This is a genomic window from Enterococcus lactis, assembly GCF_015751045.1.
GTDB classification, from domain to species: Bacteria; Bacillota; Bacilli; order Lactobacillales; family Enterococcaceae; genus Enterococcus_B; species Enterococcus_B lactis.
The window spans coordinates 1-22,672 of sequence record NZ_BNJW01000007.1 but is presented as its reverse complement, the minus strand read 5'-3'; the positions used below and the strand labels follow the sequence as shown (position 1 = coordinate 22,672).

Below are 22,672 nucleotides of genomic sequence, written 5' to 3'. Positions count from 1 at the left end.
CTGATGGAAAATCGACAAGAAGTACAAGAATTAACTTTAGAAGAAGTGATGGGTGACCGCTTCGGACGTTATTCCAAATATATTATCCAAGAACGTGCACTGCCTGATATCCGTGATGGATTGAAACCAGTACAACGCCGGATATTATTTGCCATGAACAAAGATGGCAATACGTATGACAAAGGATTCCGTAAATCAGCAAAATCTGTCGGAAATATCATGGGGAATTATCATCCTCATGGTGACAGCAGTATTTATGAAGCGATGGTCCGCATGAGCCAAGATTGGAAGTTGCGGGAAGTACTGATCGAGATGCACGGAAATAACGGGAGTATGGACGGTGATCCACCTGCTGCGATGCGTTATACTGAAGCCAGATTATCCAAGTTAAGTGGAGAGATGCTAGCAGATATCGAAAAAGAAACAGTCGATCTCGTGTGGAATTTTGATGATACAGAAAAAGAACCAACAGTCCTTCCAGCTCGATACCCAAACCTTCTAGTCAATGGATCGACAGGTATATCTGCTGGATATGCGACAGAAATCCCGACGCATAACTTAGCTGAAGTGATCGACGGCACAATCTATATGATCGATCATCCACAAGCGAGCCTTGAAAAATTGATGGAATATATTCCTGGACCTGACTTTCCAACAGGAGGGATCTTGCAAGGAAAAGATGAAATCAAAAAAGCTTATGAAACAGGGCGAGGAAAAGTTATTCTTCGTTCGAAAACAAAGATAGAAGCAATGAAGGGCAATAAACAGCAAATCGTGATCACTGAAATCCCATATGAAGTAAATAAAGCGACATTGGTGAAAAAAATGGATGAGATCCGTTTGAATAAGAAAATCGATGGAATAGCTGAAGTACGAGATGAAAGTGATCGAACTGGTCTGCAAATTGTCGTTGAATTGAAAAAAGACGCCAACGCTCAAGGTATTCTGAATTATTTGTTCAAAAACACTGAGCTACAGATCAATTACAATTTCAATATGGTCGCTATCGATCATATGACTCCGCATCAAGTTGGACTGAAAGACATTTTAAGAAGTTATATCGAGCATCGAAAGCAAGTCATAACAAAACGCAGCCAATTCGATTTAGCCAAAGCTCAAAAAAGACAGCATATCGTGGAAGGCCTGATGAAAGCTTTATCGATTCTGGATGAAGTAATCGCAACGATTCGTGAGAGTAAAGACAAAAAAGACGCCAAAAAGAATTTAGTCGACGTTTTCCAATTTACAGAAGAACAAGCAGAAGCAATCGTCACATTGCAACTATATCGTTTGACGAACACAGATATCACAGAGCTTCAAAAGGAATCTGAAAGCTTGATTGCACAAATCACAGAGTTGAATAAAATCCTTTCAAACGACAAAGAGCTTTTCTCTGTTATGAAAAAAGAATTGCGAGAAGTGAAAAAAAATTACTCTTCCGCTCGTCTGACGACAATCGAAGACGAAATCGAAGAAATCAAAATCGATACGCAAGTTTTAGTGGCGCAAGAAGACGTAATCGTCAGTGTGACACGAGAAGGCTATGTGAAGCGAACAAGCCTTCGTTCTTATAGTGCTTCGAAACCAGAAGAAATCGGGATGCGAGAAGGCGACTACTTGCTGTACTCAGGTGAATTGAGCACATTGGACCATGTTCTTCTGATTACGAATAAAGCAAATGTGATCTACCGTCCTGTTCATGAACTACCCGATTTGAAATGGAAAGATGCTGGCGAACACATTTCTCAAACAATCTCCAATCTGTCTGTAGATGAATCGATCTTAGCTGTTTTCCCATATCAAAAAATCCAAGCAGAGAAAACATTTGTATTCATCAGCAAGAATGGATTGATCAAGCAAACACGAATGACAGAGTTCGAACCATGGCGCACCTACAAGAGCCGTCCGCTCAGCTGTATGAAGCTAAAGGCGGAAGAAGATGAACTTATTGCTGTATATCTGAAAGAAGACCAGCCAGGCTTAGATGTGTTCTTAGTAACGCATCAAGGAATGGGCTTGCGCTATCCTTTAACAGATGTTCCCGTTGTTGGAGCAAAGGCAGCTGGAGTGAAGTCTATGAATTTGAAAGATGGAGATAGGATTGTCAATGGGCTGCTTGTGTTAGCAGACGGAGATACGCCGATCGTAATCGTTACTCAGCGAGGAGCTGTGAAACGCATGCTTGCTCAAGAAATCAGCCAAACTTCACGTGCGAAGCGGGGAGTGACGGTCATGCGTGAGCTGAAAAAAAATCCGCACCGTATTATCTATATGTCGGAAGGAAGATCAAAAGAAACAATCTTGATGAATCAAAAAGGACAACAGATAACGATTGATCCAACGGATTTTCCTATAGGTGATCGAACATCGAATGGTTCGTTTGCTATGGACGAGAAAAAAGGTGGAGAAGTCATCGAAGTTATCGATGCTCCTGAGATTTTCATCGAATCATAACTGTTATGGTATTTTAGTGAAGAGGGGCCATCTGTATTAATACAGATGGCCCCTCTTTTTCATTTGTTTTTAATAAATCCTTATACGTTTGCAAAAAAAGATGAAAGTGTTCACAATACTTAAATATTGGTATATCAACGTTACTTGCAATATACATAGATAAAACATAAAAATTGTTAAATAAAAAACAAGAAAACCCTTGCAAAGATAAGGCGCTGTGTTATACTAATCACGTAAAAACTGTTACATAAAACAGAAATTTAGGAGGTCCATACAATGGAGCAATGGAATGGATTTAAAGGTACCAAATGGAAAGAAGGCGTAGACACTAGAGACTTTATTCAAAACAACTACACTGAATATCGCGGTGATGACAGCTTTTTGGAAGGCCCAACAGAAGCAACAGAAAAATTATGGGATGAATTGCAAAAGCTGAATGATATCCAATTCGAACGTAACGGTGTCTATGATATGGATACAGAAATCGTATCAACTATTACTTCCCACGATGCAGGCTATTTGGATAAAGATTTGGAAAAAATCGTCGGTCTACAGACAGACAAACCTTTGAAACAAGCATTCATGCCGTTCGGTGGAATCAATATGGCTAACAATGCGCTGAAAAGCAATGGCTATACACCAAACGATGAATTAACACATATTTTCACTGACTGGCGCAAAACACATAATCAAGGGGTGTTTGATGCCTATACTGCCGAAATGCGTGCAGCTCGTAAAAACAAAATCATTACAGGGCTTCCAGACGCTTACGGTCGCGGACGTATCATCGGCGACTATCGTCGTGTGGCATTGTATGGAATCGACTATTTGATGGAACAAAAGAAAAAAGATCATGATATGACTGGTTATCATACGATGAGTGAAGAAGTGATTCGTTTACGTGAAGAAATCACTGAACAATATCGTGCATTAGCACAAATGAAAGAAATGGCTGCAAAATACGGCTATGATATCTCTAAACCAGCTGCAAATGCAAAAGAAGCTGTCCAATGGTTATACTTCGGTTATTTAGCAGCAATCAAATCACAAAATGGCGCTGCGATGTCAATCGGACGTATCTCAGCATTCCTTGATATCTATATCCAACGTGATTTGGATAATGGAGTAATCACAGAAAAAGAAGCGCAAGAATTGATCGATCACTTAGTAATGAAATTACGTATGGTCAAATTCGCGCGTACACCTGAATACAACCAATTATTCTCAGGTTTCCCTATCTGGGCTACTTTATCCATTGCTGGTATGGGCTTAGATGGTCGTTCATTAGTGACAAAGAATGATTTCCGTCTGCTTCACACATTGACAAATATGGGACCTTCACCAGAACCAAACTTGACTGTTTTGTACTCTGAACACCTTCCAGAAGGATTCAGAACATATGCGAGCCGAATCGCTATTGAAAGTTCTTCGATTCAGTTTGAGAATGACAATCAGCTTCGTGAACAATGGGGTTCTGATGATTGTGCGATTGCTTGCTGTGTATCAGGAACAGTTGTTGGAAAAGACATGCAGTTCTTTGGTGCTCGTGCTAACTTGGCTAAAACACTATTATATGCTATCAATGGTGGGGTCGATGAAGTGACTGGCGCCCAAGTTGGACCAGAATATCGTCCAATCACATCAGAAGTACTAGATTTTGAAGAAGTGAAACATAACTTCATGAATATGATGGATTGGTTAGCAGAACTATATGTCAATACGTTGAACATCATTCATTACATGCATGATAAGTATTCTTATGAAGCAGCTCAGCTTGCCTTGATGGATTCTGACTTGCAACGCACATTTGCTACAGGTATTGCTGGAATCTCTCATGCGGCAGACAGCTTGTCAGCCATCAAATATGCAAAAGTAAAAGCAATCCGTAATGAAAAAGGAATAGCAGTTGATTTTGAAGTAGATGGCGACTTCCCTAAATACGGAAATGATGATGACCGTGCAGATGAATTAGTTTCATGGATCTTGGAATACTTCATGGGACAAATCAAACGTCATAAAACTTACCGCAACTCAAAACCAACAACTTCATTATTGACGATTACTTCAAATGTTGTTTACGGTAAAAATACAGGAAATACTCCTGATGGCCGTGAAGCTGGAAAACCACTTGCGCCAGGAGCAAACCCAAGTTACAATGCAGAACAAAGTGGGTTATTAGCTAGCCTGAACTCAACAGCTAAAATGAATTACGGCTGTGCATTGGATGGAATTTCAAATACCCAAACAATCAATCCTTCTGGTCTTGGAAAAGAACAAGATACAAGAATCGAAAACTTGCGTAATGTCTTAGATGGATACTTCTCAAAAGGGGCTTATCATTTGAATGTCAATGTATTCAGTAATGATCTATTGCGTGATGCAATGGAAAATCCAATGAAATATCCGAACTTGACGATCCGGGTATCTGGTTATGCAGTTAAATTCCGTGACTTGACAAGAGAACAACAACTAGATGTCTTGATGAGAACTTCACACGACAGAATGTAAAAAAGTTTAGGAAACAGCCTTTCGACTCAGTGCCGAAAGATCGTTAGATATCCTTCGCATCATAATCGAATGATCAGTATGCTTATTTGAAAGACACGATTTACAGGGGCAGGACATGTATGTTCCGTCCCTGTAAATTTTACACATAACGAAGCGGTGATTGCGAAAAATTTTGTTCAAAAAGCTTCGCTTCGACAGCTAACTTGTACTTAAAATGAAATCAAAGAAAAGATGTGAATTTAAATGGAAGAAAAAACAATCGGCTATGTTCATTCTATCGAAACTTTCGGTTCAGTAGACGGCCCTGGACTGCGCTTTGTCGTGTTTATGCAAGGATGCCGCATGCGTTGCCAATTCTGTCACAATCCTGATACTTGGAATATTGGCGGAGGGAAAGAGTACTCAGCAGATGAACTTTTAGATAAAGCGGAACGCTTCAGACCTTACTGGGGAGATAAAGGTGGTATTACTGTTAGTGGCGGAGAGCCTCTATTGCAGATCGATTTTTTGATCGAACTGTTTAAAAAAGCAAAAGAGCGGGAAATGCATACTACATTGGATACATGCGGAAAACCTTTTACGTATGAAGAACCCTTCTTCTCTCGTTTTCAAGAATTGATGAAGTATACAGACTTACTGTTATTTGATATCAAACACATCGATAATGAAGAGCATAAAAAACTAACGCATTGGGACAATGAAAATATTCTAGAAATGGCTCAATATTTGTCAAAAATCAACAAACCGGTTTGGATTCGTCATGTACTAGTTCCTGAGCGAAGTGATTATGATGAATATTTGATCCGACTAGACAACTTTATCCAAACCTTGTCAAATGTAGACAGAGTAGAGATCCTTCCTTACCATACGATGGGAAAATACAAGTGGGAAACACTTGGTTTGAAATATCCATTAGAAGGAATCGAACCACCTACAAAAGAACGTGTCGAAAATGCTAAACGATTGCTTCATACAGAAGAGTATACAAAATATTTAACGCGATAGAACGCATCGGAAAGAAGTTAAGTATTGCTTCTTTCCGTTTTTTTGCTATTATTAAATAGGAGAAATCACAAAGGAGCGAATGACATGTCAAAAATTTTAGTTTTTGGTCACCAAAATCCAGATACAGATGCAATTGGGGCAGCCATTGCCTTTTCACACTTCCAAAATGAATTAGGTAACGAAACAGAAGCAGTTGCTCTAGGTACACCTAATGAAGAAACACAATACGCATTAGACCACTTTCAATTATCTGCACCACGAGTATTAGAGTCAGCTAAAGCAGAAAATGCAGATGTCATGCTTGTGGATCATAATGAATTCCAACAAAGTATTTCAGATATCAGCGAAGTAAATATTTTGGCTGTAGTAGACCACCATCGTATTGCAAACTTTGAAACAGCTAATCCATTGTACTATCGTGCAGAACCAGTTGGATGTACAAGTACGATCATTTTAAAACTATATAAAGAAAACCAAGTAACGATCCCTAAAGAAATTGCTGGGATCATGCTTTCAGCTATCATTTCAGATACATTGTTGTTCAAATCGCCAACATGTACGCCTGAAGACGAAGCAGCTGCAAAAGAACTTGCAGCAATCGCTGAAGTAGATCTAACTGCCTATGGTCTTGAAATGTTGAAAGCCGGAACGAATCTAAGTGATAAATCAGCTGCGGTTCTTCTTGATTTGGATGCAAAAAGTTTCCCAATGGGCAGTTCCAATGTGCGTATCGCTCAAGTCAATACAGTGGATCTGAATGAAGTGATGGATCGGCAAGCAGAACTAGAAGCAGCGATGGAAGAAGAAATGAAAGCAAATGGCTACGATTTATTCGTATTAGTTGTCACAAATATCTTAGACAGCGATTCAGAATTACTTGTTGCTGGTAAAGAAAAAGAAAAAGTAGAAGAAGCTTTCCAAACAACTTTGACCAACAACCGAGCTTTGCTTAAAGGTGTCGTTTCACGTAAAAAACAAGTCGTACCTCAGTTGACGGCTGTATTCAGCTAATCAAATGGTAGGATGAAGCATTCAAAGTGAATGGGATAAGCGATTGAATAAAAAGAAACACAGAACATACTAAAAGTCTAAGAAATGGAGGAGAATAACAGTCAAACATGACTCTTATTCTTCCTCCTTTTTATGTAAAAGCCTTTTAAGTAAAATAAAATGGATAGAAAAGAGAACATATATGAACTATTATTATTCAAAAAATAAGGAAAACTTTTATCAAAAACTGACCGGTGATCCGCTTTTTTCTTTATTGACCGATTATCTATATGAACATCGAGAAAAAGAAACGATTCTAAGAGAATTGAAAAAAGAATTTCCGCAAAACAAATTTTCTCATTTTCTTGATCTATTGATCGATGCAGGATTAATCAAGAGAGAAGAACGAAGATATCATTTGAACTTTCCAGTATTTGATCCCAACGATTACTTGCAACAAGCCACTTCGGCTGCTGAAACCATAGCCGACCAATTGAAGAGACTCTCTGTGGCTGAACAAAAATTAGCGATGGGAGAAGTTATTTGGGCGTATTGTTTTGAAGATGAACGAAAAGAAACGCATTTTTATGGAGTAAGAAACAGCCGAGAGACAGAATTGCTGAGAACGACTGCAGGAAATCAGAAGTATCGTTTTATTACACTTTCCTCTAAAGAACACTTCCCGCTTACGTTGGCTAATTATTTTTTTATACAAAAGAATCAGCTTCCTGTAACGAAGGCATTCAAAGAATTAGCCGAACTTATTGGAGATGTAAATGAAGCGTACTTTTTTGATCAAATAGAAGTTATCGTTGACAGGATACGTAAGAATAAATATAAAAATCGTCGGCCTAGTATTTTCCATCAGTCATTACTTGTGACGAATACCATAAAGGAAGAAGAATCATTTACACTAGCATTGCCTATTGTCGAAAAAAACAATCTTGAGATCGAATTTCCAACATTGGATCCTTCATTGACAATGGAGGAAACGGCCTTTCTTAAACGACAAATCTTTTCTGAGCTGAGCAAAAAATTTATGCCGCATGCATTTTCTTATATCAAAGAATATGGAACAATATAGAGTAGCTTTGGTGAGTAGAATCTAAGAGAGCAGTAAGCAAAAATTATGCTGATTTTTGCAAGAGGAGTCTTTCTCTTCTTTTATGGTTAAAAGAATTATTTGAGTATTTTGCCTATCTACCACATATTGGATTCACTACATGGTCTGGAAACAAAGGAATGCAAAAAATTGGTGAGAAATGTGGAATGACTAAGGAAGGAGTCATAAGAAAAGTTAGATTTTTAAATAATCAATATTATGATTCAGTCAAGTATGGCATTCTAAGGGAAGAACTAGCCGATTAGATTAGGAAGCCCATTTGGTGATCCAGAATCACTCAGAAACGAATGGTAAGTCATTATTAATCATCTATCCAAACTTGGGTTATTTTTTTAGATTGAAGTGTTTAAAACTAAAAAAGCATTTATGAAGTCGTCATAGTCAGGCTTCAAAATGCTTTTTATTTTGTTTCTTTTTTCTTTGCCACATAAATACACCTAGACTGACGATGAAAAGCATATCCAACAGATTTCCTGCGACTTGGATCGTCGAAGGGTTGGCCAATGGTATCAAAGCAAGGACAAAAAAAGAAAACAAGCTGTAGATAAAACATGTGACAGGAACTAATCGAAAGAAGAGCGGACATCTCATTTGGCTAAAAATGAGTGAAAAAATAAAATAAGTGAAAATAGATAAAATCACGACTAAACCATTCATGATAAAGAAGAAAAGCGTATTGTGATTAAACGAATAAAAAAGAATAGCTAAAAAAGAAAACGTTTTAAATGCAATCAATACACCTGAAGCTTCATTTAACGTACCAGGATGTCGATGAAAAAAATAGGCACCGAAATATACAGAAAACATCAAGCCGCATAGAGAAGATAGAATCAAAAAAAACGGATTTTCTTCGGTTTCTGTAATATCAGAATGATCCAAAAGCAACCAGCCTAATGCACTAGAAGGCGCATGTGAGGTCTTAACGTACGAATAACATAGAAAAAATAAAATCGTCAAAGTTGCAAAAAAAGAGCCTAAATGTAAAAAATTAGTTGTTTTACGTTGAATTTCCATAATATCTCCAAATTAAATTGATAAGTATATAAAGTATAATAACAAATCAATGAGTATATGTCGATGTTTTTTAATCAAAATTATAAATAAAAACTGTCGAACATCTAAAATTTAATTTATATGTTCGACAGTTTTTTAATTTGTGAGTTATTTTCCTTGTCTTTTTCTTACTTTTTTAGTCCAAAAACCACCTGAAATATATTTTGGCTCATATGAGATGATGAAAGCACGCTCTTCAATTTCTTTGATCAGACGATACAGTTCACGTTCGCTTTTTCTAGGAGAAAGTATTTCCAAGACCAGTCGCTCGCCTTCTAGACCCATTGCAGAAGTTTGTGTCACACCGTAACCGTGTTCTCTCAGTATACCAGGCAAACTTTTATCTTCCGCGCTATTTGCTGGCAAAATCGTTGTGACCATGATGTATCCTAATGCCAGCTTGTCTTCAATCAAAATCCCAACACTGATACCTACTGCGTAACCTAGCGCATAGACAAATAAATTCAGCGGATTATCTAAACGATCCAATACAAGAGATAGCCCTACGATATAGATCGTGATCTCAACCATACTGACAAGGGGAGCAATCAGCCGGTAGCCTTTCATTGTCAGCATAAAACGTAACGTGTTCAAAGTGATATAAGCAAAATTGATGAGGAAGATCATCCCCAACATTTTAGGATCAATCATTTGTAAAACTCCTTTCATTTGTATAACAACAATATCAAAAAAAATCGCAAGTGAAGAAAAATTGAAACTTTATTGGTACCAAAAAATGATAAAATGATTATAATAGAATTATAAAGATAGGTTAGGTGATTAAAATGAAAACGGTCAATCGAGTGTTTTGTGCCAGCCACGTGCTCAGTCTCCTTCTCAGTATATACTTAGGTGTCTATGCGATTCAACAGCCAATTGATGTAGAGAACATTGTTTTTCAGATGTCGCTGACAGATGGTTTGATTCTAAGCGTTTTTTTCTTTTTGATACTATTTATTGGTAATATTTTCGGTAGCGTTGCCAGTTTTTTGAATTTCTCTATTTATCCTCTCCTTTCGCTAGCATTAGGAGTGGTGGGGCTTTGTTCCCTATTCTTATTTCCTGAGCCATTCAGTCCTGCATTTATATTATTTGGTATACTGAACCTGTTCCAGACGACTGTCGGATCATGGTTGCTATGGCGATCAGGAAATTTAATGAAAATAGGTGAGTAACCATTGAATCCAATTATATTGAAACGTTCTGTCAATCAAATTCCAGTGCTAGAAGTTGTCCTGAAAGAATTAAGAGAAGAACGGATTCCCGTTGTCATCTATTATCACGGATGGCAGACAAGTAAGGAGTTAGTTTTGACACAAGGAAGGAAAATTGCACAGCAAGGTATTCGCGTGATCCTGCCAGATGCGATGAATCATGGGGAACGAAAACAGCCAGTTTCTTCTATTCCATCCTATACATTTTGGGATAGTATCTACGGGAACTTGTTTGAGTTTGACACGCTTATCAAGCATTTAGAAAAAAGAGATCTTTTACATGATCGGCTTGCAGTTGGCGGGGTTTCGATGGGCGGAATGACAACATGCGCGTTGTTAGCCAAGCATCCTCATATAGCAGCAGGTGTATGTTTGATGGGATCTCCTGCGCCTCTGGAATATGGGAAAGAAATCGCAAGACGAGCGTCAGAATACAACTATATCTTGCCAAAAGACTATTTTGATCTGATCTCGTGGATCAAGAGTTATGATTTATCATTGCAGCCGGAAAAGTTAGCTGGACGCCCTCTGTTCTTTTGGCATGGACAAGCAGATGAAAAGATCCCTTATATACAAACGGAAAGATTTGTAGAGAAAAACCGGCATGAGCCTTACGGAAAAGAAATTGTTTTTCGTTCCTCCAAAACACAGCGACACATGGTACAAATACCACTGATGGAGGAAGCTTCCGCTTTTTTAGCAAAGAATTTGATAAAAAAATAGAAATAGCTGAATCGGAAAATCACTTAAGGAGGATAGGAGATTTTCTGATTTTTCTTTTGGGCTATAATGAACCCTGTTAGGAAAATTTGGTATAATTGGTAATAAGAACGACAACATGTTAGAAAGGAAGAGAGCATGCCCACTTTAGCAGATGTTGCAAAACGTGCCAATGTTTCAAAAATGACGGTTTCTCGAGTCATCAATCATCCGGAACAGGTGACGGATGAATTGAAAGAGTTAGTTTTCTCAGCAATGGCTGAATTGGATTACCGCCCAAATATTGCTGCAAAAGCACTTGTCACGAATCGGTCACAGATCATCAAATTATTTATACTGGAAGAAATCGACACAACCGAGCCCTATTACATGAATTTGCTGATGGGGATCGCTAAACGGATCGGAAAAGCGCATTATTCTCTCCAACTAGTTACAAATGACGCATTCGATGTCGGTTCTTGTGATGGATACATCATCACAGGTGTCAGAAAAAAAGACTTCGATTGGATTGACCGCTTGGAAAAACCAGTTGTTTTGTTTGGAGAAAATTGTGAAGGATATGACTATGTAGACAGCGATAATGAATATGGTACAGCAAAAGCAACGCAATATGCCTTAGAAAGAGATTACCAAACAATTATTTATATCGGGATCGAAGTGGACGAATCTTTTGAGCTTTCAAGGGAAGCTGGTTACTTATCTGTGATGAAGGAAGCTGATCTTCCAAGTAAGATCTTGCGATTTCCAAATCATTCGACAGAAGTAGAAAGATATATGATAGAAAACTGGGCAGGTTTCACCGATAAAACTTGTTTTGTATGCAGCTCAGATCGACTGGCACTAGGAGCGGTAAGAGGAATTGTAAATGCTGGTGGGCACTTGCCGGAAGAATTTGGTGTGATCGGCTTTGATGGCGTGTTTTTAGACCAAATCAGTTCGCCTAAATTGACAACGATCAAGCAAGATATTATCCGTATGGGGGAAGTATGCGGGGAAATGTTGCTGAAAAAAATAGAAGAGAAAGGGGCAAGTCAAGGTTATCGTCGTTTTTTCCCTGAACTAGTCATCAGAGAAACGACAAATTAAGCCTCGTTACTTTTTATATATTTATGAAATTCATCGCTATTTTCTTAAAATAATCAGCGCATTGCTACTGAAAACAAAAAATCTGTGCTATTATTGAGAAAAGTTCCATTTTTGAGAAGGATGGTTTGAATGAAAGAAATCAGACGAAAACATTTCCGTTTTCCTGCGTACGATGACGAGTTAGGCGTAAAATTAACCAGCGAGAAGAAGCGGGTATTATTTGACGGACAGGAAGATCTTTTGACTGAACAGAATCAGCACCCGTTTGAACAAATGAAAGAATTCCATTTCACGAACACAAACACTGAACAGGTCCGACGCAAGCGCCGTGCAACAAATGGATTGAAGTCAGCTCCGCGTAAGGAAAATTTGGAAAAACATAAAGAAAAATTACCGGATTATACTGGACATCATCAATCAGAACTCACGTCGACTGGACGAAAAAAACTTTTTGGTGAGTCTTCTCGTCCTGTCAGGCAAAGTGAAACGAGGACAGAGTCTCGAAATACTATGAGAAGTTCATCAGTGGACACAAAGGTACGGGAACGTTCTTATTTTGTTCCTAAATATGTACCTGCATCTATTATTCCAGACCCTAGAGAAAGTAAAATTTCTGAAGAGCATTTGATCGAATCAATGAAAAAAACAGATGACTCTTATCTGTTGTTTGATACAGAACCAACGCCTTATCAAGAAAAAAGAAATGATGAGCCTTCTGTACGCACGTTCAATCTAACAAAAACATTAGAGGAAACAAAGCAGTCAGAAGAAAAAAAATCGAAAAAAAGCCATAGTATCTTAGAACGTTCACTGCAAGGGCTGATTGACGATCAGGGAAATTCTTTAGGAGAGAATAGCTATTTTAAATAAGTCAAATACAACCTTGTATTATGTTATAGTGGGGAAGGAAACGCTGCGGCGTTTCTTTTTTTATACTCTACTCGAATGATTATATCGTAACCTAATCTTTTTTTCTTAGCTGATGTTTTCTGCCGTGAGCAAGAGGAGAAAGGGTGAAGAGTAAAAAACAAACTATTTTCACAGGTTGTCTGCAAAAATAGTTTGTTTTCATATTTTATAAAAAATTTTATTGAAAGAATATACGTCGTAGTTTACATAATGATCTTTTAGTAAAGTAAATAAAATAGTAAAAATAAGAATCAGTGCTCTAACTGTTCAAGAGGATCAAGTGGTTCAAATGTTTCTGTAGTCTGTTTTGCTTCCAATTGGGGTAAAACAGATCCAATTTCCAGATACTTCACTTTATTCAATGTATAAGATAGAATAGAACAGCTAAGCAATGTATACAGAAAATGTGTGAGATCCAAATAAAGCAAGGAGACAACTAAAATACCAAAAGTGATCAAGAAAAGACTTTTGCCAATCTTAATATGAAAATATTTTTCAATGGCTTGATAAATGATATCTGTTCCGCCTGTGCTTCCGCCAAATCGAAAGACGAGACCGCAACCAATGCCAGAAAGAATCCCTGTCATCAAACTATTGATCAGTAGACTATCTACAGCAAAATGTATATGAAGGCTTTCCCATAAATGTAAAAAGAAAACCAGCGCAAATGTTCCGACGATCGTCCGAAGAAAAGCGTGTTTTCCAAAAAGAAACAATGAGATAAGCAGTAAAGGTAAATTAAAAAGCAGCGAAGTGATAGAAGGCGCGAATCCAAAAAGATTATGCAAGAGCAAAGCAATACCAGTAACACCACCATCTGCCAGTTTAGATGGAATATTGATGCCTGTCACAGCCAATCCATAGATCCCTGCGCCTAAAATGATTCCGCACAATTCTGTCATTAAATTTAATTTTTTCATTTCTAGCCTCTTTTCTTTTGAAAATTTTCAGCAACCTCTTCATTATACTGACTTATACTCTTTCTTCAAGAGGAAAATGAAAAAAATTTATTTTTGGTTGTTTCTTCCAAATTATCAAAAAGGAGTGGAAAAATGCGAGCAGCAGACTTATTGACAATTCTTACAAAATCACCCAAAAAAACAGATTATCAAGGTGTTTTTTTGGCTCAAGACCAAAAACTGATTCCTGTGACAAGAATCCAGATAAATGAATCGTATCAATTCATCTTTTTATTTGAACAAGGCAAAGCACCACTTGCTATGAAAGAAATCTTTCTATTTTTGATGAAGAACCGTGAAAAAGCTGTTTATTATCAGTCAAAAGAAGAACTCATTCCGCTTTATGGAGTGAAAGAGATAGAAAATAAAGTGGTGATATAAGTAAAAATAAGAAAACAAGACGTTTATGATGCCAAAACAACCGTTTTTTACATTTTTGGCAAAAAAGTGTCATGATACAGTATAATACTTGTTGAACAGGCCAGTAAAGGTGTTCTCCCCCACGAGATTTCTACTTTATTGGCTGTTTCTTTTTATTTAAAAGAAAAGTTGTATATGAAAAAATACGGTTGATTCCGAGTAATCATTTCGTATAGATGTATTGGATGTTCGTTGTGAAGAAACGAGAACCAAAAAATCTATCCGATTTTGTTGCTCGGATTCTTTTTTTATCCGCATATTTAGAGGTGATTTTTCTATTAATTACTGACGTCTAGTAGGGTTAAGGCAAGTCAAGTTAGTTGGGAAAATGTAAAGAAATGTTTATACTTAAAGAATAACAGAAAGGAAGGTCGCATGAATAATTTTATACAAACATTAAGTGAAAGAAAAGGCGAGTTGCTGGAAGCTGCATTTCAACATCTGTCTATTTCTCTCATTTCTTTGCTGATTGCAGCACTGATTGCTATTCCTCTAGCAATTTGGGCAGCTAATCATAAAAAAATGGCAGAAGTCTTATTGCAGATCACGGGTGTGCTTCAAACGATTCCTTCACTTGCCTTATTAGGGTTACTTATCCCATTTGTAGGGATCGGAACTGTTCCAGCATTGATTGCACTTGTTATTTACGCTTTGCTTCCGATTTTCCAAAACACGTATATTGGTCTAGCTGAGATTGACCCGTCTATTGAAGAAGCGGCGGTAGCATTTGGTATGTCCAGAATGAGACGCTTGCTGAAAGTAGAACTTCCCATCGCATTGCCTGTCATTATCTCAGGTATCCGAACTGCCTTAGTTTTGATCATCGGTACGGCTACTTTGGCGGCATTGATCGGAGCAGGTGGATTAGGAACATTTATTTTATTAGGTATCGACCGCAACACACCAGTTTTAACATTGATTGGTGCAATCAGTTCTGCCTTGCTTGCCATTATATTCAGCGGATTGATTCGCTGGTTGCAGCATAAGAAACCTCGATATTCTATCATTACTTTAGCAGCCGTCGTGTGTTTATTTGGGGGCGTTTCTTTATATCAGTCTGCCTTATTTAAAAATGAAACCATCACGATTGCTGGAAAATTAGGAGCAGAACCTGAAATCCTGATCCAAATGTACAAAGAATTAATTGAAGACAACACAAAAACAGAAGTTGAATTAAAACCGAATTTTGGCAAGACTAGTTTTTTGTTCAATGCCTTGGATCAAGGGCAAATCGATATCTATCCTGAATTCACAGGGACTGTCCTAGAAAGCTTGGTGAAGGTACCTGAAGCAATGAAAAGTGCTGATTTGACAAAAGAAAAAACATATGACGAAGCAGAAGAATTATTGAACAAACAATTCGATATGACATTATTGAAACCAATGGCTTATCAAAATACGTATGCCTTGGCAGTCAAGAAATCTTTTGCAGACGAGCATCAACTTAAAAAGATTTCCGATTTAGCAGCAGTTTCTGATCAGATCAAAGCGGGATTCACACTGGAATTTATTGATCGTTCCGATGGATATAAAGGAATTCAAGAAGCATATGGATTGAATTTCTCAAGTGTACAAAGTATGGAACCAAGTTTGCGTTACCAAGCAATCAATAATGGAGATGTCAATATTGTGGATGCTTATTCCACAGACAGCCAACTCAAAGAGTATGATCTAGTCACTCTAGAAGATGATCAAGGCCTATTCCCAGCTTATCAAGGCGCGCCACTGATGAAAACAGATTTTGCCAAGGACCATCCTGAAATCGTTGAAGCGCTGAATAAATTAAGCGGAAAAATAACAGAAAATCAAATGATCAATATGAACTATCAAGTCAATGTCGAAAAGAAAAAACCGGCAGAAGTAGCACGAACCTTCCTGGAAAACGAAGGATTACTAAAGGAGGGAGATCAGTGACTAAATTAATCGAATTCAAACATGTGCAAAAAAAGTACGATGGAAAATATGTCATTGATGACCTAACTCTTGCAATCAAAGAAGGAGAAATCTTTGTTTTGGTTGGGCCTTCCGGTAGTGGAAAAACAACTACTTTGAAAATGATCAATGGATTATCTAAACCATCAGCAGGAGACATCTACTTCAAAGGAAAATCGTTAAATGAATATAATCTGCAGAAAATGCGGTGGAATATGGGGTATGTGCTGCAGCAAATCGCTTTGTTCCCGACCATGACAGTCAAGCAAAACATTGAAGTCATCCCTGAAATGTTAGGTTGGGAAAAGCAGAAAAGAGCAGACCGTGTAGATGAACTTCTTCAAAAAGTTGGCTTATCTCCTGATATTTATCGAGATCGTATGCCTAGAGAGTTGTCTGGAGGAGAACAGCAACGGATCGGGATCATCCGAGCTATTGCTGCAAGCCCAGATGTGATTTTGATGGACGAGCCATTTAGCGCATTAGATCCTATTTCAAGAAATTCATTACAAGAATTAGTTTTATCTTTACATGAAGAACTGGGAACGACCATCGTTTTCGTTACGCATAACATGGAAGAAGCAATCAAGCTAGGAGATCGTATTGCGTTTATGAAAGATGGAGAAATTATCCAATGCGACACACCAGAACAGTTATTGATGAATCCTAAAAATGAATATGTACGGCATTTCTTTGATGAACCGAAACAGACGAAAGAATGGCGAGTCGAAGATTTAGTCGTCAATGGATATTTTTTAAAAGAAGTACCAAAAAACAGTCATCAACAAGTTTGCCTTGATACGCCTCTGAAAGAAGTGTATTCACTTCTTTCAGTGTACCCAAACATTGTGATAGTAGAAAAAGGAAAAAACATTGGTTCACTGACAAGTAAAGAAGTCTTTACTTTTTTAAGTCGAAAGGAGGAAGAAAATGAAAACATATGAGGCAATCGTCATCGGTTCAGGTGTGAGCGGCTTAAGTGCTGCTTATGGATTGAAAGAAGCAGGTAAAACAGTACTAGTGGTCGAAGAAGATCTATGGGGCGGGACTTGTCCTAACCGTGGATGTGACCCTAAAAAAGTCTTGTTGAGTGCAGTAGAAGCCCGTAATCGGATAAAACAATTGAATGGAAAAGGATTTAACGAGATCCCAACCGCTAATTGGGAAGAACTCCAAAAATTCAAACGCACATTCACAGATCCAGTTCCAGAAAATCGGAAAAAACAATTGGCAGAAGCTGGAATCGATCATCTTTCAGGGACCGCTCGTTTTTTAGACGACTCATCTATTGAAGTCAATGAAGAAGTTTTTCATGGAGATTACTTTGTTCTGGCAACAGGACAAAGACCCACGATCTTACCAGTGGAAGGAAAGCAATACTTGAAGACTAGTGCAGATTTTTTATCATTGCCTGTACTGCCTAAAGAAATCATTTTTATCGGCGGCGGATATATTGCTTTTGAACTGGCTACGATTGCCAATGCTGCAGGGAGCAAAGTAACCATTGTCCATCATAATCAACGGCCATTAAAAGAATTTGAGGCGTCTTTGGTAGGGGAAGCCGTCCATCAAATGGAAGCATCTGGCATTCAGTTTGCTTTTGATGTTGAAACTCAAAAGATCATCTCGGAAGGAACTCGATATCGTTTAGTCGGAAAAGAGACGGAATTAGTAGCAGATATGATTTTTTGTGCGACTGGGAGACAGCCGAATACAGAATCTTTAGCACTTGAACAAGCGAATGTCGTCTTTGATAAACACGGGATTGAGGTCAATGATTATTTGCAAACGAGCAATCCAAAAGTTTTTGCGTGTGGAGATATTGTTTCAAGGAAAACACCCAAATTGACACCAGTCGCCACTTTTGAAGGAAATTATGTAGCTAAGCGGATAACAGATGCAACAAGCGAACCTATCAAATATCCGATTATACCCACGATCGTCTACGCCAGTCCTAAACTTGCTGAAGTAGGAGTTACAAAAAGTCACGCCTCTTCGTCAGATCAAGTGGTGGAGATGGATCTTACCAGTTGGTTCACCTATCATCGCGTCAATGAACCAGTTGCTAAGGCTGAATTGACCTTTGACCAGCAAAATTATTTGATTGGTGCTGCAGTGATTAGCGAGCAAGCAGATGAATTGATCGATGATTTGACACTAGTCATCAATCAAAAATTGACTAAAAAAGAGTTGGATGGCTATATCATGGGGTATCCGACATTGGCAAGTGATCTCTCCTATTTATTGAAATAATCAGCATGATAACTAAAGCGCTTGTTGCTTTTTCCTTCTTGTGCTACACTTTAAAAAATGAATACCTGTTTCTGGGGATGTCGTAGACGACATGAGAGTAAGTTGTGAACTTAGACCCATTGAACCTGTCAGTTAATACTGGTGAAGGGAGAAACATAGCAGACGCTTGAAGCGGGTTACTATGTCGTGCCCATTTCAAGCGTTTTTTGTTATCCATATTAGAAGAAAGGAGGCATCAAAATGAAGAAAAATCTTTATCCAGCAGTCAGTATGGCATTCATTTTAATTATTTGGCAGATCGTTGTCTTAGTTTGGAAAATACCCGCTTTTATTTTACCCGGACCTGCTGCTGTATTTTCTGCGTTAACAGCAGATGCACACGTATTGCTTTCCCATTCTGTCACAACATTAAATGAAGCAGTGATTGGTTTGGCAATAGCTAGCGTTCTTTCTTTTATTACTGCTTTGGCAATGGATTATTGGAAGTTCTTAGAAATGTCTTTTTATCCATTATTAGTGATTTCTCAAATGTTGCCAATCATGGTTTTAGGGCCTTTGCTGACCCTATGGTTTGGTTTCGGTATGCTTCCAAAAGTGATCCTTGTTGTCTTGATAAGCTATTTTCCGATCGTAGTTTCTTTTTCGGATACATTGAGGAAAGTATCAAAAGAGCAAATCATCTTTTTGAAAACGATGGGGGCAGATACAGGGAAGATTTATCGAATATATAAAATACCAGCGGGTTTATCCGGATTCTTTTCCGGTTTAAAAGTGGCCGCTACTTATTGTGTCAGCGGAGCAGTTGTTGGAGAATGGCTAAGCGCTCAAGCAGGCTTAGGGTATTATATGATACGCGTAAAAAACAGCTACCAGATCGATAAAGTTTTTGCTGCGATCATTTGTGTCATTCTATTGAGTTTATTGCTGAATGGCGCTTGTTCATTATTGAAAAAAGGGTATTATCGTATGCTTTATATTTTTTAAGAGAAGGGGATCAAATGAAAAAATTATGGCTTTTATTACCGCTACTGTTGCTTTTATCCGCTTGTGGCACTGCAAAGGAAACAAGTAGCAAACAAGAAACGAAGGATTTGAAAAAAGTGACACTTGTTTTGGATTATGTACCGAATACTAATCATACTGGCATCTACCTAGCAAAAGAAAAAGGCTATTATAAAGAGGCTGGTTTAGATGTCCAAATCATCGAACCAGGAGATAATTCGACAAGTATTGGTCTAGTAGGTGCGGACAAAGCACAATTTGGTGTAAGTTATCAAGAAGATGTCACTTATGCTCACGCAGATGGACAGAATATACCAGTCAAAGCAATTGCTACAGTGATCAAACATAATACTTCTGGATTCGCCACCCTATCAGACAGTAACATCCATTCACCAAAAGATTTTGAAGGAAAAACATATGCAGGTTGGCAAAGTCCAAGTGAAGAAGCTGTCTTAAAAGCTGTGATGGAAAAAGACGGCGGTGACTTTTCAAAACTGACAATGGTAGGAAGCAATGGAGAAGGGCCAGAAAGCTTAGGAAAATCCTCAGATATCCAATGGTACTTTGAAGGTTGGGATATGATCAAAGCAAAAGAAGCCGGTATCAAACTAAACTATATCCCATTGAAAGAATTAGATGAACGGTTAGATTACTATACTCCGGTAATTATTACGAATGATCAACTGATCAAAAATGATCCAGGATTGGTACAGTCTTTTATGGATGCCACGAAAAAAGGCTATCAGGAAGCTATTAAGGATCCAAATGACAGTGCTAAACTGTTGCAAAAATATGCAAAAGGAAATGAATGGACGTTTTTAGAAGAATCACAAGCATTCTTGTCAAAAAATTATACGGATGATCCTGAGAATTGGGGATTGATGGAAGAAAAAGTTTGGCGCAATTATACAGCTTTTATGCAGGAAAACGGATTGATCAAGCAAGATGTACCTTCGAAAGAACTATTCACTAATCAGTTTATAAAATAGGAGTGATAGATGTGTCAATCCAAATCAGCCACTTGAATGTAGTCATTGAAAACCTGAAAATATTAGAAGACATCCATTTCACTCTCCCTAAAGATACTTTTACATCGATTGTCGCGCCAAGCGGAGCCGGTAAGTCAACATTGCTGAAAACTTTAACAGGAGTCCAGCCTATGACTTCTGGAACGATCAAAGTAGACGATCAAAAAGTAACGGGTCTCCATACAGCATTTAGTTATATGCCGCAAGAAGATATGTTACTTCCTTGGCTGAGCGTCTATCAAAACGTTACGTTATATCAAAAAATCAATCATCTAGCAATTGATGAAGAACAAGTAAGGGATTATCTGGATATCTTTGGGTTAAACGGCTATGAACATTTTTTGCCGGAACAATTATCTGGCGGGATGAAGCAGCGAACGGCCTTGTTACGAACAATCATGAATCCTTCTTCTTACTTGCTTCTTGATGAACCATTTGGAGCGTTAGATGCTATGACCAGAGGGCAGATGCAAGACTGGATGCTGAAGCTGCCTAAAAAAGCAAAGCGGACTACTTTGCTCGTGACACATGATATTGAAGAAGCAATTTATTTATCAGACAGGATTCTTGTGCTTTCCGCCCGTCCGGCACATGTGATTGCTGAGATTCAAGTGCCTGAAAAACGACGGTCACGTGAATGGCTACTGCAGCAATCAGAGTTGAAGCAAACGATTTATCAGTTATTGGCAGGTGAATGAGATGTTAAGTGATGCTCATTGCCATTTAGATGGGAGTCAGAGTTTAGCACTCCTTCAGCAGGAACACACGATTTTGACGATCATTAATTGTGATTCGCCAGAAGAATGGGAGGAAAACAGACGGCTTGCAACAAGCAAGAATCAAGTCTTAAGTTACGGTATCCATCCTTGGAAAGCGGATAGCTATACGTTTGCACAAGTTGAGCTTTTTTTGAAAAAAGCAAGGATCATCGGTGAAATAGGGCTAGACAATATCTGGACGAATGTGCCGCTGTCTACACAAAAAAGGGTGTTTGAGCAACAGCTTGCTTTTGCATCCATAAATAAGAAACCTGTTGTACTGCATACAAAAGGATGCGAAAAAGAGATCTTAAGCTATATCCAAGCTTACCCTAATCACTATTTGATTCATTGGTATTCTTCTTTGGACTATCAACAAGACTATATTGATTTAGGCTGTTATTTCAGCATTGGTCTTGATTTGAAAAAGAACCCAGCAGTCTGGCAACTAGCTAAAACAGTCCCAATCGACCACTTACTTATTGAAACGGATGGACTACATGCAGCAGAATGGGCATTAGGTGATAGCTTTTCAGAAAAAGATTATGTCTTACTGCTTGAAGAACAGTTAAAGACAATCGCTGAAATCAAAGAGCTATCAGTTGAAGAAGTTAAGAAAAATACTTACCAAAACTTGGAACGTTTCATTAGATTAGGTAAATAAAAAAGAGGTGCGACACTAGTTGTGTCGCACCTCTTTTTGGCTTTCTTTGTATAAAAGTAAACCGTTCGATTAATAAATGAATCTTAGTACCAACCGTTTGCTTCCCAGAATGCTTTCGCAGCTTCCCAAGAACCATAACGTGAAGCAACATATTGTTCTGCCACTTTTTCTTGGTTCGCAGCAGAGTAATCACCATTCAAGTAAGAAGAATCTAATTGGTAACGTCCGATGTAACGTCCGTTCGTTGCTGTGTAAGAACCGCTTGATTCTTTTTGTGCGATCCATTCTTTTGCAGCATTCGTGCTTGTTGCCGTTGTTGTTGTTTCTGTTGCAGCAGATTGTGTTTCAGCAGATTGTGTTTCAGCAACAGGGGCTGCTTGTGTTTCTGTTTGAACCGTTTCTTGTACAACAGGTTGTTCAGCTTGGACTGGTGCTTCTTGAACGGCTGCTTGAGGTTCAGCAGCTGCTTGTGCAGAGCCTTCTGTTGGAATCGTTAATTGTTGTCCTGAGTAGATCAGGTTAATGTCAGAAATTGAATTTGATTCTGCAATGGCATTGATCAAGGAGTTGTCACCAACGTATTTTTGAGAAATC

Annotated in this window: 21 protein-coding genes, 1 pseudogene and 1 riboswitch; of the genes and pseudogenes, 18 read left to right on the top strand and 4 right to left on the bottom strand. The window is 38.2% G+C overall.

What is annotated here, in order from left to right; genetic code table 11:
- The first annotated feature begins 3 nt into the window (after positions 1-3).
- From parC to KFO35_RS14140, 6 genes and pseudogenes are all read left to right on the top strand, one after another.
- The gene (parC, locus tag KFO35_RS05105; protein ID WP_156272181.1) at positions 4-2,454 is read left to right on the top strand and encodes a DNA topoisomerase IV subunit A; all 2,451 of its coding nucleotides are present in this window, start codon (positions 4-6) and stop codon (positions 2,452-2,454) included.
- 276 nt (positions 2,455-2,730) lie between these two features.
- The gene (pflB, locus tag KFO35_RS05100) at positions 2,731-4,962 is read left to right on the top strand and encodes a formate C-acetyltransferase (RefSeq protein WP_002309546.1); all 2,232 of its coding nucleotides are present in this window, start codon (positions 2,731-2,733) and stop codon (positions 4,960-4,962) included.
- A gap of 243 nt (positions 4,963-5,205) precedes the next feature.
- Positions 5,206-5,967: a pyruvate formate-lyase-activating protein gene (gene pflA / locus KFO35_RS05095; RefSeq protein WP_002290235.1), complete on the top strand. Its 762-nt coding sequence runs from the start codon at positions 5,206-5,208 to the stop codon at positions 5,965-5,967.
- Positions 5,968-6,051: 84 nt separating this feature from the next.
- Positions 6,052-6,978 carry a manganese-dependent inorganic pyrophosphatase gene (locus KFO35_RS05090; protein ID WP_156272179.1) on the top strand — a complete coding sequence of 309 codons (927 nt, stop codon included), beginning with the start codon at positions 6,052-6,054 and terminating at the stop codon, positions 6,976-6,978.
- 181 nt (positions 6,979-7,159) lie between these two features.
- Positions 7,160-8,041, top strand: a complete 882-nt coding sequence (locus tag KFO35_RS05085) for a DUF1803 domain-containing protein (protein ID WP_002315193.1) — start codon at positions 7,160-7,162, stop codon at positions 8,039-8,041.
- Positions 8,042-8,115: 74 nt separating this feature from the next.
- Positions 8,116-8,325, top strand: a pseudogene (locus KFO35_RS14140) (GNAT family N-acetyltransferase); the annotation flags it as partial.
- Between the two features lie 136 nt (positions 8,326-8,461).
- On the opposite strand, the gene KFO35_RS05080 reads toward KFO35_RS14140, so the two are convergent.
- Both KFO35_RS05080 and KFO35_RS05075 read right to left on the bottom strand, forming a co-directional pair.
- On the bottom strand, positions 8,462-9,094 hold the full coding sequence (locus KFO35_RS05080) for a hypothetical protein (RefSeq protein ID WP_002315192.1): 633 nt from the start codon (positions 9,092-9,094) through the stop codon (positions 8,462-8,464).
- A 147-nt stretch (positions 9,095-9,241) separates the two neighbouring features.
- Positions 9,242-9,784, bottom strand: a complete 543-nt coding sequence (locus KFO35_RS05075) for a DUF2179 domain-containing protein (protein ID WP_002289260.1) — start codon at positions 9,782-9,784, stop codon at positions 9,242-9,244.
- A gap of 134 nt (positions 9,785-9,918) precedes the next feature.
- On the opposite strand from KFO35_RS05075, the gene KFO35_RS05070 reads away from it, so the two are divergent.
- The 4 genes from KFO35_RS05070 (at position 9,919) to KFO35_RS05055 (ending at position 13,023) form a co-directional block, all read left to right on the top strand.
- Positions 9,919-10,308: a hypothetical protein gene (locus KFO35_RS05070; RefSeq protein WP_002290241.1), complete on the top strand. Its 390-nt coding sequence runs from the start codon at positions 9,919-9,921 to the stop codon at positions 10,306-10,308.
- 3 nt (positions 10,309-10,311) lie between these two features.
- Positions 10,312-11,070 carry an alpha/beta fold hydrolase gene (locus KFO35_RS05065; protein ID WP_002315190.1) on the top strand — a complete coding sequence of 253 codons (759 nt, stop codon included), beginning with the start codon at positions 10,312-10,314 and terminating at the stop codon, positions 11,068-11,070.
- A gap of 135 nt (positions 11,071-11,205) precedes the next feature.
- Positions 11,206-12,153, top strand: a complete 948-nt coding sequence (locus KFO35_RS05060; RefSeq protein ID WP_002290245.1) for a LacI family DNA-binding transcriptional regulator — start codon at positions 11,206-11,208, stop codon at positions 12,151-12,153.
- 129 nt (positions 12,154-12,282) lie between these two features.
- Positions 12,283-13,023, top strand: a complete 741-nt coding sequence (locus tag KFO35_RS05055; protein WP_002315189.1) for a hypothetical protein — start codon at positions 12,283-12,285, stop codon at positions 13,021-13,023.
- A 290-nt stretch (positions 13,024-13,313) separates the two neighbouring features.
- Here the strand turns inward: KFO35_RS05055 and KFO35_RS05050 are convergent, their stop codons facing one another.
- On the bottom strand, positions 13,314-13,982 hold the full coding sequence (locus KFO35_RS05050; protein WP_002290249.1) for a YitT family protein: 669 nt from the start codon (positions 13,980-13,982) through the stop codon (positions 13,314-13,316).
- 132 nt (positions 13,983-14,114) lie between these two features.
- Here KFO35_RS05050 and KFO35_RS05045 point away from each other — a divergent pair, with 132 nt between their 5' ends.
- The 8 genes from KFO35_RS05045 to KFO35_RS05010 all read left to right on the top strand — a co-directional run bounded on the left by KFO35_RS05045 (position 14,115) and on the right by KFO35_RS05010 (position 22,078).
- Positions 14,115-14,402, top strand: a complete 288-nt coding sequence (locus KFO35_RS05045; RefSeq protein WP_002290251.1) for a hypothetical protein — start codon at positions 14,115-14,117, stop codon at positions 14,400-14,402.
- A gap of 414 nt (positions 14,403-14,816) precedes the next feature.
- A complete protein-coding gene (locus KFO35_RS05040; RefSeq protein WP_002315188.1) occupies positions 14,817-16,355 on the top strand; it encodes an ABC transporter permease/substrate-binding protein in 1,539 nt (512 codons plus the stop codon).
- The gene (locus tag KFO35_RS05035; RefSeq protein WP_024636195.1) at positions 16,352-17,317 is read left to right on the top strand and encodes an ABC transporter ATP-binding protein; all 966 of its coding nucleotides are present in this window, start codon (positions 16,352-16,354) and stop codon (positions 17,315-17,317) included. Before KFO35_RS05040 ends, KFO35_RS05035 begins: the two co-directional genes overlap by 4 nt.
- Entirely contained in the window at positions 17,304-18,626 is a 1,323-nt protein-coding gene (locus KFO35_RS05030; protein WP_002315186.1) for a dihydrolipoyl dehydrogenase family protein, read from the top strand. Before KFO35_RS05035 ends, KFO35_RS05030 begins: the two co-directional genes overlap by 14 nt.
- Positions 18,627-18,688: 62 nt before the next feature.
- Positions 18,689-18,793, top strand: a riboswitch (TPP riboswitch).
- Positions 18,794-18,866: 73 nt separating this feature from the next.
- Positions 18,867-19,610 (top strand): ABC transporter permease, encoded by a 744-nt coding sequence (locus KFO35_RS05025; protein WP_002329108.1) that lies wholly within the window; start codon positions 18,867-18,869, stop codon positions 19,608-19,610.
- A 14-nt stretch (positions 19,611-19,624) separates the two neighbouring features.
- Complete coding sequence (locus KFO35_RS05020; protein ID WP_002315184.1) at positions 19,625-20,617, top strand: ABC transporter substrate-binding protein; 993 nt, start codon at positions 19,625-19,627, stop codon at positions 20,615-20,617.
- 11 nt (positions 20,618-20,628) lie between these two features.
- The gene (locus KFO35_RS05015) at positions 20,629-21,354 is read left to right on the top strand and encodes an ABC transporter ATP-binding protein (RefSeq protein WP_024636196.1); all 726 of its coding nucleotides are present in this window, start codon (positions 20,629-20,631) and stop codon (positions 21,352-21,354) included.
- 1 nt (position 21,355) lies between these two features.
- Positions 21,356-22,078: a TatD family hydrolase gene (locus KFO35_RS05010; protein WP_024636197.1), complete on the top strand. Its 723-nt coding sequence runs from the start codon at positions 21,356-21,358 to the stop codon at positions 22,076-22,078.
- Positions 22,079-22,161: 83 nt separating this feature from the next.
- On the opposite strand, the gene apf is transcribed toward KFO35_RS05010, so the two are convergent.
- A partial coding sequence (apf, locus tag KFO35_RS05005; protein WP_211140335.1) for an aggregation-promoting factor occupies positions 22,162-22,672 on the bottom strand: 511 nt, incomplete at its 5' end.

What these genes read in the sequence shown, in the direction of transcription:
- KFO35_RS05030 (WP_002315186.1), top strand. Translation starts at nt 17,304, where the DNA reads ATGAAAACATATGAGGCAATCGTCATCGGTTCAGGTGTGAGCGGCTTA.
- KFO35_RS05025 (WP_002329108.1), top strand. Translation starts at nt 18,867, where the DNA reads ATGAAGAAAAATCTTTATCCAGCAGTCAGTATGGCATTCATTTTAATT.
- KFO35_RS05050 (WP_002290249.1), bottom strand. Translation starts at nt 13,982, where the DNA reads ATGAAAAAATTAAATTTAATGACAGAATTGTGCGGAATCATTTTAGGC.
- KFO35_RS05040 (WP_002315188.1), top strand. Translation starts at nt 14,817, where the DNA reads ATGAATAATTTTATACAAACATTAAGTGAAAGAAAAGGCGAGTTGCTG.
- KFO35_RS05090 (WP_156272179.1), top strand. Translation starts at nt 6,052, where the DNA reads ATGTCAAAAATTTTAGTTTTTGGTCACCAAAATCCAGATACAGATGCA.
- pflA (WP_002290235.1), top strand. Translation starts at nt 5,206, where the DNA reads ATGGAAGAAAAAACAATCGGCTATGTTCATTCTATCGAAACTTTCGGT.
- parC (WP_156272181.1), top strand. Translation starts at nt 4, where the DNA reads ATGGAAAATCGACAAGAAGTACAAGAATTAACTTTAGAAGAAGTGATG.
- KFO35_RS05080 (WP_002315192.1), bottom strand. Translation starts at nt 9,094, where the DNA reads ATGGAAATTCAACGTAAAACAACTAATTTTTTACATTTAGGCTCTTTT.
- KFO35_RS05060 (WP_002290245.1), top strand. Translation starts at nt 11,206, where the DNA reads ATGCCCACTTTAGCAGATGTTGCAAAACGTGCCAATGTTTCAAAAATG.
- KFO35_RS05085 (WP_002315193.1), top strand. Translation starts at nt 7,160, where the DNA reads ATGAACTATTATTATTCAAAAAATAAGGAAAACTTTTATCAAAAACTG.
- KFO35_RS05070 (WP_002290241.1), top strand. Translation starts at nt 9,919, where the DNA reads ATGAAAACGGTCAATCGAGTGTTTTGTGCCAGCCACGTGCTCAGTCTC.
- KFO35_RS05045 (WP_002290251.1), top strand. Translation starts at nt 14,115, where the DNA reads ATGCGAGCAGCAGACTTATTGACAATTCTTACAAAATCACCCAAAAAA.
- KFO35_RS05010 (WP_024636197.1), top strand. Translation starts at nt 21,356, where the DNA reads ATGTTAAGTGATGCTCATTGCCATTTAGATGGGAGTCAGAGTTTAGCA.
- KFO35_RS05075 (WP_002289260.1), bottom strand. Translation starts at nt 9,784, where the DNA reads ATGATTGATCCTAAAATGTTGGGGATGATCTTCCTCATCAATTTTGCT.
- KFO35_RS05055 (WP_002315189.1), top strand. Translation starts at nt 12,283, where the DNA reads ATGAAAGAAATCAGACGAAAACATTTCCGTTTTCCTGCGTACGATGAC.
- KFO35_RS05020 (WP_002315184.1), top strand. Translation starts at nt 19,625, where the DNA reads ATGAAAAAATTATGGCTTTTATTACCGCTACTGTTGCTTTTATCCGCT.
- pflB (WP_002309546.1), top strand. Translation starts at nt 2,731, where the DNA reads ATGGAGCAATGGAATGGATTTAAAGGTACCAAATGGAAAGAAGGCGTA.